General features: G+C 44.8%; 11 protein-coding genes and 1 pseudogene. 7 read left to right on the forward strand and 5 right to left on the reverse strand.

Going from position 1 to position 14,772, the window contains the following annotated elements; translation table 11 throughout:
- The first annotated feature begins 10 nt into the window (after nucleotides 1–10).
- Nucleotides 11–517 carry a general stress protein gene (locus ACQKL0_RS16200; RefSeq protein ID WP_402871935.1) on the forward strand — a complete coding sequence of 169 codons (507 nt, stop codon included), beginning with the start codon at nucleotides 11–13 and terminating at the stop codon, nucleotides 515–517.
- A 52-nt stretch (nucleotides 518–569) separates the two neighbouring features.
- On the opposite strand, the gene ACQKL0_RS16205 is transcribed toward ACQKL0_RS16200, so the two are convergent.
- Nucleotides 570–2,561 (reverse strand): methyl-accepting chemotaxis protein, encoded by a 1,992-nt coding sequence (locus ACQKL0_RS16205; RefSeq protein WP_402871932.1) that lies wholly within the window; start codon nucleotides 2,559–2,561, stop codon nucleotides 570–572.
- Nucleotides 2,562–2,763: 202 nt separating this feature from the next.
- Here ACQKL0_RS16205 and ACQKL0_RS16210 point away from each other — a divergent pair, with 202 nt between their 5' ends.
- A complete protein-coding gene (locus tag ACQKL0_RS16210) occupies nucleotides 2,764–3,435 on the forward strand; it encodes an aspartate/glutamate racemase family protein (RefSeq protein ID WP_402871929.1) in 672 nt (223 codons plus the stop codon).
- Between the two features lie 31 nt (nucleotides 3,436–3,466).
- Here ACQKL0_RS16210 and ACQKL0_RS16215 read toward each other — a convergent pair whose 3' ends face one another.
- The gene (locus tag ACQKL0_RS16215; protein WP_427688604.1) at nucleotides 3,467–4,927 is read right to left on the reverse strand and encodes a PH domain-containing protein; all 1,461 of its coding nucleotides are present in this window, start codon (nucleotides 4,925–4,927) and stop codon (nucleotides 3,467–3,469) included.
- 1 nt (nucleotide 4,928) lies between these two features.
- Nucleotides 4,929–5,423 carry a PH domain-containing protein gene (locus ACQKL0_RS16220; protein WP_402871923.1) on the reverse strand — a complete coding sequence of 165 codons (495 nt, stop codon included), beginning with the start codon at nucleotides 5,421–5,423 and terminating at the stop codon, nucleotides 4,929–4,931.
- Nucleotides 5,424–5,659: 236 nt separating this feature from the next.
- On the opposite strand from ACQKL0_RS16220, the gene dacB reads away from it, so the two are divergent.
- Nucleotides 5,660–7,081, forward strand: coding sequence for a D-alanyl-D-alanine carboxypeptidase/D-alanyl-D-alanine endopeptidase (gene dacB / locus ACQKL0_RS16225; RefSeq protein WP_427688606.1), 1,422 nt, complete (start codon nucleotides 5,660–5,662; stop codon nucleotides 7,079–7,081).
- On the opposite strand, the pseudogene ACQKL0_RS16230 reads toward dacB, so the two are convergent.
- Nucleotides 7,064–7,741, reverse strand: a pseudogene (locus ACQKL0_RS16230) (HAD-IA family hydrolase). The gene dacB and the pseudogene ACQKL0_RS16230 overlap by 18 nt on opposite strands.
- Nucleotides 7,742–7,828: 87 nt before the next feature.
- Between ACQKL0_RS16230 and ACQKL0_RS16235 the strand changes: the two are divergent.
- The 4 genes from ACQKL0_RS16235 to ACQKL0_RS16250 all read left to right on the forward strand — a co-directional run bounded on the left by ACQKL0_RS16235 (nucleotide 7,829) and on the right by ACQKL0_RS16250 (nucleotide 12,480).
- Nucleotides 7,829–8,434: a uridine kinase family protein gene (locus ACQKL0_RS16235; RefSeq protein ID WP_427688608.1), complete on the forward strand. Its 606-nt coding sequence runs from the start codon at nucleotides 7,829–7,831 to the stop codon at nucleotides 8,432–8,434.
- Nucleotides 8,435–8,642: 208 nt separating this feature from the next.
- Nucleotides 8,643–9,284 (forward strand): 5,6-dimethylbenzimidazole synthase, encoded by a 642-nt coding sequence (gene bluB / locus ACQKL0_RS16240; RefSeq protein WP_402871915.1) that lies wholly within the window; start codon nucleotides 8,643–8,645, stop codon nucleotides 9,282–9,284.
- A 37-nt stretch (nucleotides 9,285–9,321) separates the two neighbouring features.
- Complete coding sequence (locus tag ACQKL0_RS16245) at nucleotides 9,322–10,755, forward strand: NAD(P)H-hydrate dehydratase (RefSeq protein ID WP_427688610.1); 1,434 nt, start codon at nucleotides 9,322–9,324, stop codon at nucleotides 10,753–10,755.
- Nucleotides 10,756–11,154: 399 nt separating this feature from the next.
- Nucleotides 11,155–12,480: an aspartate aminotransferase family protein gene (locus ACQKL0_RS16250; protein WP_427688612.1), complete on the forward strand. Its 1,326-nt coding sequence runs from the start codon at nucleotides 11,155–11,157 to the stop codon at nucleotides 12,478–12,480.
- 181 nt (nucleotides 12,481–12,661) lie between these two features.
- Here ACQKL0_RS16250 and ACQKL0_RS16255 read toward each other — a convergent pair whose 3' ends face one another.
- Complete coding sequence (locus tag ACQKL0_RS16255; RefSeq protein WP_427688614.1) at nucleotides 12,662–14,704, reverse strand: molybdopterin oxidoreductase family protein; 2,043 nt, start codon at nucleotides 14,702–14,704, stop codon at nucleotides 12,662–12,664.
- Nucleotides 14,705–14,772 lie beyond the last annotated feature (68 nt).

Genomic DNA, 14,772 nt, shown 5'->3' on the forward strand with positions numbered 1-14,772 from the left:
GATGATAGATATGGATAAACGTATAATTGGAGTTTATGATACTGGATCAGAGGCCATTCAGGCAGTTGAGGCATTACAGGCTCAAGGATATACTCAAGATGATATTTCGGTGGTTGCTAAAGATAAAGAAGAACTTAGAACGGTGAAAAAAGAAACTGGAACGAAAGTAGAGGAAGGGCTTGCTACTGGAGCTGCCACTGGTGGAGTTCTAGGCGGAACAGCTGGATTCTTAGCGGGAATCGGTGCTTTGGCCATTCCAGGAATCGGACCGGTACTTGCGGCTGGACCGATTGCAGCTACATTAGCTGGTGCGGCAGTAGGAGCTGGTACAGGTGGTTTGGCCGGTACATTGATTGGCCTCGGTATCCCTGAACGTGAAGCCACTCAATATGAATCGGATGTTAAGAATGGGAAACTGCTTGTATTGGTGGATGCCGATGCGAAAAGGGGTAACTCTTCATACACAGGTATTACTGAAACGGATGAAACGCTTACGAATAGAAGAAGACCACTTTAATTTAGAGCATGTAAAAAGAGCAGGGCCTTTTGGCTTCTGCTCTTTCTTTTGTTTAGTAGCTGAATTTCTGGATCTCCTTATGCATTTCCTGCGATAGGCTGTCCAATTCCCCAGCCAGGGCATTTAATTGTTCCATGGAGGCATTCGTCTCTTCAATTGAAGCGGACACTTCTTCTGTGCCGGCAGCTGCCTCCTGACTAACGGAGTTTAATTGTTTCGCGTTGCCTGACATCACGGCAATCTGGGCAATCATTTCGTGCATGGTACTTGTTATTTCATCAAAGTTACTGAATGTGGTAGAGATGATTGATGCAATATCGCCAAAGGCCACTTCGGTGTTAGTGACGGATGTACTCTGATGATCGATTTTCTGGTTGACCTGATCAATCAAGCTAACCGTATTTGCGGTATCAGTTTGCATGGCAAAAATGATTTCTGCTATTTCCTTTAAGGAGTGTTCCGTTTGTTCGGCCAATTTTTTCACTTCATCGGCAACGACGGCGAAACCTTTTCCATGCTCGCCTGCCCTGGCTGCCTCGATGGCTGCATTCAAGGCGAGTAAATTGGTTTGCCCGGCAATCCCTGTTATGGTTTTGACGATATCGCTAATCGTATGGGATCGAACATCCAGTGATTTTACGGCTGTACTCATCTGATTGGAGATCTGGGCTGTAACATCGAATTGTTGTTTTAGGCCCTGAACGGTGATCATTCCATTTTCCGATGCCTTGAACATGTCACCGGAGGCAAGCGACATTTTTTCTGCCTGATTTTCCAGGTTGTTGATTTTGTCGGCCATGAGCTCTATGGCCGTTTCGTTATCTTGGCCGACTTCGATCTGATCAATGGCACCTGAAGCGATTTGTTCCATCGTCATGGCGACCTCGTTTGCGGCAGCCGAATTCTCTTCGGCACTGGCAACGAGCAACATGGAGGAATCGGCAACCTTATTGGAAAGGGCATGGACATTTTTAAGCATGGCACTCATATTCTCTGCTAAGGTGTTGGTGTCTTCTGCAAGCTTGCCGAGTTCGTCCCCACTGGAAATGGAAATCGTGGAGGCGAAGTCACCGCCAGCCATTTTCTTGATGGATTCTTGAAGGCGTTTAATGGGCTTTGTCAAAGAACGTGTGATGAAGATGGAAAAAATGGTAGCCAAAGTAAAAGTGACGATCATGGCCAGGATATTGTGCATGACCATAGAGCTTGCACGGTCCACCACTTCATCTCTATCCACGACTCCAACTATTTTCCAACCAGTAGTAGGACTGGATGAGTATCCGATGATTTGCCTTTTATCCTCAAAATCCAGGATCATAGATCCTGATTCACCTTTCATTTGCTGAAAAATGGGTTGAGCCGAAAGATCCTTCATGATTTTCGATTGATCAGGGTGGGCAAGGATAGACCCTTTCTCATTCAGTAGAATGGCATATCCCGTTTTCCCGAATTTCGTCTGATTGATCGTATTCAGTAACGTTTCCATCGCGATGTCGACACCAAGAACGCCGACCAATTTATCGCCATCATAGATTGCTTTTGCTGCCGTGATGATAAGGGAATTGGTCGCAGTATCCGTATAAGGCTCGGTCCATATGACTTCATTCTTTCCTTTCAAAGCGGCTTGATACCAATCTTGTTGCCTTGGGTCAAAGTCACCAGGTAAATAGGCTTTAGGGAAGATGATCGTCTGTCCTTCCTTCTCCGTCCCCATGTACAAGCTGATGATCTCTTCATTGGTCGTTTGGGTATTGGTAAACTCGGTAAGTATGGAATCAGCGTCTGAATGGGGTGTGGTCATGGCCATATCTTTGCTTATCCTGTCTAAATTCTTTTCCTTTTCTTGGAAGAAGCGATCAGATACTTCATTCATTGATTTTACTTGACCTTCTGTCGTATTTTTCAGTTCATCTGTCGTTAGTTCAATGCTTTGATCATAGGCTACGTAGGATATGAGAAATCCGCTAATAATAATTAAAGCTAAAAAGGGTATCAGTATTTGTTTTTTAAGAGAATTGAAGTACCAGTTTTTCAGACGTTTCATAGGTTTGCTCCTTTATATCTACTTCTTATGAGTTCTCTAGATATTTCGGCTTAGTTTCCCTATCTTTTAGTTTTTTTAGAAAATTCATAAGAATGACTTATATTAGGAGGTAAAGTGATTGAAACAGGAAAGAAAAGATTATCCAAGAAAGGAATTTTACTGGTAGAATAATCAGAAAGCATAATGAAGGGGGAATGGTGAGTTGAAAAAAAGATTAGGATGCCTTCATGCCCATTATTCAAATATAGAATATATTGAAAGAGCTCTTTCAATCTATGACATCGATCTCATGCATTTTGTGGACTCTTCCATAATGTATCGAATGACTTCTGTTGGGAATTACGATAAAACAGAAGCAAAGAAAAAAGTAAAAGAGCAACTGGATTGGATCGCTCAATGTGAAGTGGATGCTATCCTAATTACTTGCACGAACTATATCGCCCTTTTACAAGACCAACGTATGGTAGCATCCGTGCCCATCATTAAAATTGATGAACCTTACTTCGAATACATCTGTACGCTATCTCAACCTCAGATTCTCCTTTTTACGAACCCAGCAACAGTTAACGGTACCGTGGGGCGTCTTGAAAAGTATGCGGAAATCCATCAAAAATCCTTGGATTTGGAGATTATGATCATGGAAAATACTTTCGAATTAATCATGAAAGGATTGAAAGAAGAGTACAATGCTGAAATCATCAAGGTCTTACATCAACTCGTTCAAGATGATCAAAAGGCAATTTCTGTTGCTCAATTATCAATGGTGGATGCAGCCAAGCGATTCGAACAGCAGACATCTCATGGAATGATGAATCCATTAAAAACAGTAGTGACCTCCATTGTCAGCCAATTAGACTTACAAAAAAAGAGCTGACTGGATGCAGTCAACTCTTTCTTCTGGTTGGTTATTCGACTTGAATGTTTTTCGTGCGATCAATATACCATGTGTAAAACTCGTCGGCATATTCAAGGGAAACATCTTGTAGCTTGGTATGATGTACCGGTTTGGAACGGTTAATGGTTTCGATCGATGCGAGCCCAAAGCGTTTTTGCAGTCTTGAGCGTTCGACTTTAATCTGAATGACCTTGCTTCTTTTCGTGATGAACAGGGACGTTTCCAAACTTCCTGATTTAAATTGAATGAATTCGTCATGTAATAAATAGCGGCCATTTTTGTAATCTATGATTCTCGATGTATAAATGAGTACGAAAAGAATCAAGGAAATATACCATATCGCTGGCTTGAAAATAAAAATGGCAACCGTCACAACTATCCAGATATAGCTTGGCCTTAGCATTCGCACGATGAAAGCTTGTTTCGATAAGGGATGCATGGAGCGTTCCACCTTGTAAGAAGGCAAAATCTCTTCGATTATGGCATGGGCACGGTCAACCGATAAAAATGGATAGAGCGTATTCGTTTCCAGTTTTTCATCTCCTGTACTTCCCGCGCTTATCAGTTTCACCTCCGCTAATCCAAGCATTCTTTTGATGAGGGATTGGGTGATTTCCACCGCCTGCACCTTTTCTTTCTGAATTGAAAAGGCAGATTCATCGAGCACCCCTTTTTTTATATACACACGTTTGGCATCCGATGAAATTTCATACTTCCCATATTTCACGTACGTGGAAATAATTCCAAAACCAATAGCTAATCCTACTAAAACAATGAGAGCGATGGTTATGGTTAGCCATGAATTCAAAAATGATGCCACAGCCCCTTCGGCATTTTCCAGATTGAAAAAATCATCAAGTGTTTTATAAATCGTAGCGACAATCGGAATGATGGCCAGGAAGCTTAGTGACGTGAAGGAAGCTTTTAACACATCCCGTTTAGTCGGTGTGAAATGTATGGTTTGTTCAGCACCCGTTTCTTTCAAGCTTTCCTCTTCCAGATGATCTTCTTCTACAGCCGGGATTTCTTGTGAGGAAAATTCCGTTTCAAGTCGTTGGGCTTCTTTTAAAGAAATCGCCTCAAACAAGACAGAACCTTGGTCACCAGTCATTCCCGTTTCGAACGTTAAAGAAGTTAAGTGGAAAAACTTATGAAGGACGGTTGTCCGTCGTTGGACGTTTTGTATTTTGTGAAGCGGAACTGTCCGATAGGACTTGGAAATAAGCCCGGACTTGATCTGAATGTTTCCTTCTTTTATATGATATGTATAGGTGAACCAGTTCAAAGTCAATGAAATGACCTTCCATACGAAGTATAAGAGATAGATGAGTTGCAGCACGATCATATAAACCTTTTCCGTACCAAAATTCAATACATAAAGGAGGATAATTAAAAAGAATTCCTTCTTCAGCACATTCCACATTTCAAATGGGATTTTGAGCGGGTGTAACCGTTTGGATTGTTCCGCCATGTCATTCCACTTCCTTTATCTTGGCGTAGTGCGCAATTTTATCTCGAAGTTCATACGCCTCTTTCTCCGGAATGGCGGGTATGGTATGTGAGTCGCCCATGGTTCCGATACTAATCGTATAAAGGCCATACTTCCGTAGAAACGGCCCCTGGTTCAGCTCGACCGATTGAACTTTCGTCATCGGGATGAGTTCATGGGATTCGTACCACGCTCCATGTTTCGTTTGGATGAATTCTTCGCTTACGTCATATCGCCAATATTTTTGCAATAAAATGGGGGCGATGATGATGGACCAAATGGCGGAAAAGCATTCGATGATGGTCAGTCCGATTAAAACCCATCCAATCCACTCTTTCCAGGAAAAATAAGTATCAACGAATAATAAGATGCCGAGTATGACGAGAATAATGAGGTTGGTGATGGTTTCCGTCATCCGCCAAACCTTGATGGATTCTTTCGAAATTTTCTTTGTTGGCGCTTGAATCTTTGAATACATATGTTCACTCCTTACTGTGTCATTACTTTTATACGGATGATTCTTAGTAAAAGTTCCCTTTAGGGCTAAAAAAGTCCCTGAGGTGAGGCTTTCCTGGAATACGGAATACTGTGTATGCCTGATATGAAGGGACATGTGAATGAAATTTAAAAGTAGGTGAAATGGATTTGACCTTTATAAGGAAAGTATACATTATTTTCTTTCTGTTTTTGATGTGCTTTTTTAATGGGGAAACGATGCAGGCTGCTTATGAAGAGGAATCGATGGCTGGTGAAATCAAGCGTATCGTACATGAGTCGCCTGCTTTAACCGGGGCCTTAGCCGGAATTTCAATCCGTTCGGCAGATACAGGGGAATTGGTGTATGAGCATGATGCGGATATAAGGATGAGACCGGCATCGAACATGAAACTTCTGACAGCGGCAGCGGCACTTGAAACGTTAGGGGAGGAGCATGTCTTCCAAACGGAACTATACATAAAAGGCATTCAGGTCGCGAACGTCCTTCAGGGGGATGTCTATTTGAAGGGAAAAGGAGACCCAACCCTTCTAGAAAAGGACTTTGATGGTTTGGCGAAGGTGTTGAAGCAACATCGAATCCACTATGTTCATGGAGATCTTATCGGCGATGATACATGGTATGACGATGAACGCCATTCGCCTGATTTAATACGAAGTGATGAGCAAGAGTACTACGGGGCGGCCGTTTCAGCCTTAACCGCCGCACCCGATGAGGAGTATGATACCGGGACTGTCCTTCTGGAGATATCACCAGGGAAAAGGGCTGGAAAAAAAGCAACCGTGACGATGCAACCGGAAACGGACTATGTAACAGTCGTTAATGAAGCGATAACCGTAGCACCGGACAGAAAGCAGAAAATCAAGGTCGAACGCGATCATGAGCGAAATGTCTTGACGGTAACGGGGACTATGCCGGAACATGGCTTGCCGACAAAAGAATATATGGCGGTGATTGATCCTACCAAATATGCCCTAAGATTATTTGAACAATCGATGGAACGGCAAGGCATCAAGGTGTTAGGTACGACCAAACAAGGAAAAACACCCGCGCAAGCTAGGAAAATTGCCAGCCATGATTCGATGACCCTTTCACAATTGCTGGTTCCCTTCATGAAACTGAGCAATAACACACATGCTGAAGTTTTGGTGAAGGAAATGGGGGAGGCAGCGAAGGGGGAAGGCAGTTGGGAGAATGGATTGAAGATAGCAGAAAGTAAGCTCGAGCTGATGGGGATGGACACGCAATCGACCATGATGCGGGATGGTTCAGGGATTAGCCAGGTCAATCTGATCTCAGCGAACGAATTGACCAAACTCCTTTATTCCGTTCGGGAAAAAACATGGTTTCCTTCCTATCTCAATGCACTGCCGGTTGCTGGGGTTAAAGAAAAGATGATAGGCGGTACATTAAGGAATCGGATGGAAAAGACGGCGGCCGTGGGAAATGTCCGCGCTAAAACGGGGACGATTTTCGCTACGAGCACTTTGTCTGGATATGTGACCACCAAAAGTGGGGAAGGCATCATCTTTTCAATTCTTTTGAACAACTTCGTGGAGGAAAAGGGAATCAGGGACATCCAAGATAAAATAGTGGTATGGCTAGCGGAACAGGAAGATCTGTTAGAAAGAGAGCGTTGATATTCGTTTAAAAACATATGCTTGTAATTCAAAAAAATCCGCGATGAGAAGATCTGCTTCCACCAATTCATTGACAGTCGCAAAACCAAATGGACAGCTGACCGCCACTAATCCATTTTCCTTTGCAGCTTCGATATCGGACTTTCGGTCGCCAACCAGGATGGCTTCTTCAATGTTATAGTTTCTCAACAACATGTGAACTAGATCCGTTTTCGAGCCTTTCAATGACCTTTCGATACTGTAAATGTCCGTAAGGTATTCATGATGATGAAAATATGTACAGATTTCTTCCAAATACTTTTCAAGTCCGTTGCTGGCTATGAATATTGGAATACCTTGTTGTTTAAAGACTGACAAGGTCTCGATGACGTTTGGGTAAAGCTGTTTTCCTTCTTCGATTTCTTGATTCAAACATTCAAGAAAGAGTCGGTCGGCTTAATCCCGAATAGACTCGGCGTGATTTGGCAATAAGGTTTCCCATACGACCTTTAGTGGAACCCCCATGATTTTTTGGTTTGTGGCAAGAGGGGCTTCTCCCTGCCAATTTCCTTCTGACCGAAGGACTTTGAACGTTCTTTCAAGTGATGAACCTAAAATCCTATTGGTTTGAAACAGGGTGCCGTCCATGTCGAAGATGACGGCAAAGGGAATGGAATTCATATTTTGTACCTTCTTTCAATTTTTTTGCGGCCCAAGGAGGGTTTCTTGGGAGGGTGTAGAGAAATATATAGGAAGAGGAGGGGTTTGATGAATTTCCCAACAATTCGTGGCCAGCACACGATTTCCCAACTTATTGCTGAAATCCAGAATTCCCCTGGAAACCGAAGGCCATATTTAGTTGCCATAGATGGTCGCGGTGGTTCGGGGAAAAGTACCCTTGCTGCCTATATAAAAGCTCATTGTCAGGATGTCACAATTGTTCATATGGATGATTTCTATTTTCCTTCTTCTCAAAGGGCCCAGTTGCCTTCAGTCGGGAATTTGATTGGTGTGAACTACGATTGGTCCCGTGTCTTCAGTCAAGTTTTGGAACCGCTTACCTCAGGGAAAGAAGCGGTCTACCAACGTTATGATTGGGAATCGGATGCAATGGCTGAGTGGCATACCATCCCAGTGGGTGGAACTGTCATCATTGAAGGCACATACTCCACTCGCTATGAATTGGCTGCCTTCTATAATTTTACCATTTGGGTGGAGTGCCCCCGGGAGAAACGGTTAGACCGTGGAATTGAGCGTGATGGGGAAGAGATGCGTTCCATGTGGGAAGATAACTGGATGGTCTATGAAGATCTCTATGTCGATGCACATCTTCCACGAGATAGGGTCAACCTGATTGTGGATGGAACGAGATGAATAGAGTCTCGTTCCTTTCCTTTCTCGCGGATGAAGGTCTTGTACCCCGCGTCCATTTCCCCTAGCTATCCTTCATCGATTCCGGTTTTTGTCATAGAATAGGAAGGATGAGGCTGCTTTTCATTGTAAGGGTTTACCTGTAGAATTCATATTGATTATTAATATTTAGATAAATTTCTCTAAGAGACAGAGATAATGGAGGAGAAGTATGTTTACTAATGATGAACAAGCTGGTGTATATAAAGCGATTTATAGTCGGAGGGATATCCGGAGTTTTTTACCCGATCCCATCTCAAAGGATACCTTGCATAAGATTTTGGAGGCGGGACATCATGCACCGTCTGTTGGGTTCATGCAACCTTGGAGTTTCATTGTCGTTTCGGACCAGGAGATTAAAGAGCGGTTGGCCTGGGCCGCGGATAAGGAAAGAAGGGCGCTTGCGGTTCATTATGAAGGGGAAAAAGAAAACAAGTTTCTTAGTTTGAAAGTAGAAGGCTTGAAGGAAGCCCCCTATACAATTTGTGTGACCTGTGATCCGACGCGGGGTGGATCTCATGTGCTTGGACGCAACTCCATTCCTGAAACGGATATTTTATCGACGGCCTGTGCCATTCAGAATATGTGGTTAGCCGCCTGTGCGGAAGGGTTGGCGATGGGCTGGGTCAGTTTTTACAAGAAGAATGATATCCGGGACATTTTGGATATCCCTCCACACGTGGAGCCTGTCGCGCTCATGTCTGTTGGCTATACCGATCAATATCCCGATAAACCGATTCTTGAAACGGCCAATTGGGAAAAGAGACGGTCGATGGATGATTTGATTTTTAAAGATAAGTGGGGCCAAAACTAGACCTTGTAAGGATCTTGTAGAAAGCTGGTGTTTCGTTTTGTATATCTATCGAGGAGAGGAAATAAAAAGAATCGATCGAACTGCAGCGGATCATGGACTTGAAACGTTTACGCTGATGGAAAATGCGGGACGGGCTTTATTTGAAGCCATTGTCAAAAATGTGAGCAAATCGCAGCGAATCTTGATTCTTGCGGGAAAAGGGAACAATGGCGGAGATGGAGTGGTTCTCGCCCGTTATTTAAAGCAACATGGTTTCATATGTGAGCTCGCTATCCCACTAGGGGAACCTGTTTCTGAGACTGCAGAGCGCCACTACCGCTATTATCTCCACTGCGGATTTGAGGTATCGGAAATCAGTGAGGATTATGATGTGTTGATAGATGCGCTGCTTGGGGTCGGAGCGAGGTTGCCACTCTGTAATGATATCGAAAAGCTGATTGATTGGATGAATGAGCAAGAGGCCGTTCGGATGGCAATCGATATTCCGACAGGCGTTTTGGCGGATACCGGTGAAGTGGAAAAGGCTATAAAGGCTGACCGAACATTCACGTTCCACGGGTACAAACCATCGGCGTTTCTCGAAGGAAGTGTCGAGTATTATGGTCAGACCGAAGTGCTCGATATTGGCTTGCCACAGACATCCAATTGGCGGGTATGGACCAAAGGGGACGTTGCCGCAAGCTTCCCGAAGCGAAATAGTGCCTCGCATAAGGGGACATTCGGGACGGGACTGTTGATAGCGGGTACGGATGAAATGCCGGGAAGTGCCATGCTGGCGAGCCTTGCCGCGATGCGGAGTGGAATCGGGAAATTGACTGTGGCGACAACAAGGTTCGCTTCAGCAATTATCGCGAGCCGGGTGCCGGAATGCACATTTTCACATGATGGACTGGAAAAGGTAGCGGCTGGAGCGGTGCCTAAAGGGATAAGGGGAGTGGCAATCGGCCCAGGATTGGATAATGAGGAAAAAATCGACCGGGCGTTACATGAAGTAATGAAAAGGGACCTGCCGATCATTATCGATGCAGGAGCCCTTAAGAAACGCGACTATCCCATGCGTGAAGCGATGACGATCGTCACGCCCCATCCTGGTGAGTTCAGTAAAATGACGGGTCTTCCGACGAAGGAAATCCAGAAAGACCGCCTGCGCCTCGCATCTGAATATGCGATCTCGAATAAGGTGACCGTTGTACTCAAAGGAAGAAATACGGTGATGGCGTTTCCCGATGGCGATGTATGGGTGAATTCGACCGGCAATGATGGACTTGCCAAAGGCGGGACAGGTGATACCTTGACTGGGATGATCCTTGCATTTATCTCATTCTATGAAGATAAGAAAGCGGCCGTGGCCAATGCTGTATACTGTCACGGGGTAAGCGCGGAGCAATGGAGTGAAACGAGGGCGAAGAGCAGTCTGCTCGCAAGTGATGTGAGTGAAAACTTGGCCTATGTGTTGAAGGAATTCGAATAGGCACTCGCTGATGGACGACATGAAGTGAGTGCTCGATAACAATAAAATAAAAAGAAAGTACCATGAAAAGGTAGGGAATCAAAAACTAGCTGTCATCTTAGCAGCTAGTTTTTTTTTTTTTGCTCGTGTCCCCGCCTTTTAGTGGGTCCCGGTATGCAGGTCTTCATGGCATGTAGCGATATCCTGGCTAAAGATTTTCGAAGTTTATGGGATAAAAAAAATACAAGAATAATACAATGTTAAATGAAATATTTCAGAAAATTAACTAGATAGAGAGGTTGACTTATCTCCTGATTATTTCCTGAATGGTTATGTTAGAACACAGTACCTCGGCATGCATCTTGTTAGCAGAATACATATCTCTGTATTAAAAATATCAGTAGAGAAGGGTGTTTCTACATGGTGAAAGAAAAGACGGATATTCAGCAATTGATTGATTGGGATAAAAAGCATTTTATCCATCCGACAACAGCGATCGAACAACAGCAGCAAGATGGACCGAGTTTCATTTTTACCGAGGGTAAGGGGATTTACCTAACGGACATCATGGGCAGGACGGTTATCGATGGGATGTCTTCCCTTTGGAATGTGAATATCGGGCATGGGCAGGACGAAATTGCCAAAGTGGCGAAGGAACAGATGGAGAAATTGGCGTTCACCTCTAATTTTGCCACCTTCAGTAATGAACCAGCCATTCGGTTGGCTGCCAAAATCGCTTCCATCGCACCCGGAAATTTGAATGCCGTGTTCTTTACGTCCGGAGGGTCGGAATCGAGTGATACGGCGATCAAGCTTGCGCGTCACTATTGGATCTTAAAAGGCCAGCCCAACCGGCAAAAAATCATTTCCCGTTCGAAGTCCTATCACGGGGTGGCGATGGGAGCGACTAGTGCCACGGGATTGAAGCCTTTCCGCGACTTCACGAATTCCCTTGCGCCGGATTTCTGTTATGTGGATGGTTCCTCCATTGAGGAATTGCGCAAGACCATTGTACAGGAAGGACCGGAAACTATCGCTGCTTTCATAACGGAACCGATACAAGGGGCTGGTGGCGTGAATATGCCTCCTGAAGGCTACTTCAAGGAAGTCAGGGAGATTTGTGATGAGTACGGCATTTTGTTGGTGACGGACGAAGTCATTACCGGTTTTGGCAGAACGGGTGCGTATTTCGGAATCGAGCACTTCGGGGTCATACCAGACATGATGTGCTTTGCCAAAGGCGTGACGAGTGGATATGCCCAATTGGGCGGTGTTGTCCTGAATGATAGGATGTATCAGGATTTCATAGCCCTTTCTAAAGGGACGCTTTTACATGGCTACACTTACAGTGGCCACCCGATGGCTTGTGCCGTTGCGTTGAAAAATATCGAAATCATTGAACGGGAAAACTTAATTGAAAACTCGAAACTACGTGGAGTGGAATTGCTTGCAGGCTTTAACAAGCTTCAAGCTAAACATTCCATAATCGGGGATGTAAGGGCGCTAGGACTGATTGGTGGTATATCGATCGTCAAAGACAAACAAACGGGGGAAAAATTCGAAACCCCTTTGGCTCCACGGATCGTTTCGGAGGCCGCTAAAAATGGTTTAATCTGCCGATCTGTTACATTCGATCAAGATACGCTAGTGTTTGCACCACCTTTGATCATCACTAAAGCAGAGGTAGGGAAGTTGATCGAAATCTTGGACGATACATTTGCGGCTATCGAAAAAGAAGTTGTATAAGACGTGAAGAGGATGGCATTCGAATCAACCAGGGTGGTTCGGATGCCACGAAAAAGGCTGCTTCCCCAGAGGGAACAGCCTTTTTTTGTGGAGCGAATGAATCCAGAATTTGAGTTAATATATTACAAGAATCGAGGATATTTCCCGGGAAACGAGTGAATGCGAGAAATAAAATCATCATTTACACTGCTTTTTCCACATCAACACGGCCGGAAAAGAAGACGGCACCATTTCCCATATCGGAGAGCCGGTCTGGCGTGAGGGCATTGATATGCTGCTTTCTGCCAGGTGTATTTGGCCATATGCCTTGGCTGACTAGGACACCGGCCAGGACATTTTCTCCTATGACGGCTTTTAATACACATTCGCCTCGTGCATTCCAGATACGGACCATATCGCCGTCTGTTATCCCTCGTTTTACTGCGTCTTCCGTATTCATATGCAGTTTTGGTTCTTTTTCCATCGATATATGTTTCTCATTATTGGAAAAAGTCGAATTCAGGAAATTATGGTTCGGCGCCGGTATGAATAAGAACGGCAGATCGCTGTCTTTCGCGATGGGTGTATAGGTAGGCAATGGTTCGTACCCATGCTGTTTCATCCGTTCGGAATAGAGTTCGATTTTGCCGCTCGGTGTCGGCAGTTTCCCTGGGAAGAGTGGTCGCATCTCGGCTTTTACAAACTGATGTTCAGAAAGAGCTTCATAGTTGATGTTTCCTAAATAAGGATTCTCGGGGAAGTCGAGTGCTTGACGGATCATGTCTTCCTCAGAGTCTTGAAAAGCTTGGTCCTCGAATCCCATGTTAGCAGCCAACAGCTTGAACAATTCCACATTTGATTTGGACTCTCCATATTTCTCCATGACTGGCTTTTGAATTTGTATGTAATTATGCCAGTAGGAAGTATAAAAATCCTCCGTTTCATAGGATGAAGAGGCGGGAAGGACCAGGTCGGCATACTGCGCCGTTTCAGTTAAGAATAAATCATGGACGACCGTGAATAGGTCTTCTTGCATAAGTCCTTCCTTAACCTTGTTTGCATTGGGAGCGACAAGGGCAGGATTGGAGCTGTATACAAATAAGGAACGAATCGGGTTCTCCTTATCTAAAAGGGCTTCTCCGATTTTATTCATGTTGACGATGCGAGTAGTCTTGTTTCGCAAAAGCTCAGGGCGTTGTAAGGCATCTTTGTTAAATGCCAAATAACCGGAGTTCCCTTTCATCGCCCCACCGCCTTTAACAAGCCACTGTCCGGTAAGGGCGGGAAGGCAGGCGATGGTCCTTACAGCCATTCCGCCGTTATCGTGATGTTGCAGGCCATTACCGATTCGAACGAATGATGGTTTGGTCTGTCCATACATCCGGGCTAATGTATAAAGGTCTTCGATTGGAACGCCCGTGATCGTGGAGACGGTCGCCGGGTCATATTGGCGGACATGCTCACGCAATTCGTCAGAACCGACCGTATAGGCGTCTAGGAAAGGCTGATCGACCATATTTTCGGCATATAAAATATGCATGATGCCAAGGGCAAGTGCACTATCCGTACCAGGCAGGATGGGGATGAACCAATCAGCCCACTTCCCGGTCTGGTTTTTATGGACGTCGATCACCACAACCTTGGCGCCATTTTTCCGGGCCTGCTGGGCAATTGTCACTTGGTGCATATTGGTACTCACGGCATTAATCCCCCACATGATGAAAAGCTTTGTGTCGATCGTTTCCTCCGGATCGATTCCGAACGAACCGCCCATGGTATAACTGTAGCCGACCGAACCGGCAGAGTTACAAATGGAACGCTCCAGCCTACTTGCCCCAAGTTTGTGGAAGAAGCGACGATCCATGCCTTCAGCACTGAGGTTTCCCATGTTTCCATAAAAACTGTAGGGGAGGATGCATTCCGGTCCATGCTGGTCTATCAAGGCCTTCCATTTTGACGTGATCATCCCGATCGCTTCGTCCCAACTAATGGGGGCGAATTGCCCTTTTCCTTTTGGACCGATTCGCATAAGCGGTTGCGAAAGACGATGCGGATCATATAGACGGGCTGTCATATTCCGGACCTTGTTGCAGATATTTCCCTTTGTGACCGGGTGTTTGGGATCCCCCTGGACTTTCACGATTTTTCCGTCTTTTTTGTGAAGGAGTAAACCGCATTGATCGGGGCAATCAAGTGAGCAAACCGATGGGAAGATTCCATCCTGTTGTTTGAAATAGGGTTGCATGACTTTGTCCTCCTTGTTTTTTGGAGCGCTTTTTTGAATAGTCTATTAATTGTATATTTTAATATATT

Origin of the sequence: Peribacillus sp. NPDC097264, assembly GCF_050277925.1 — a bacterium.
Lineage (GTDB): Bacteria > Bacillota > Bacilli > Bacillales > DSM-1321 > Peribacillus.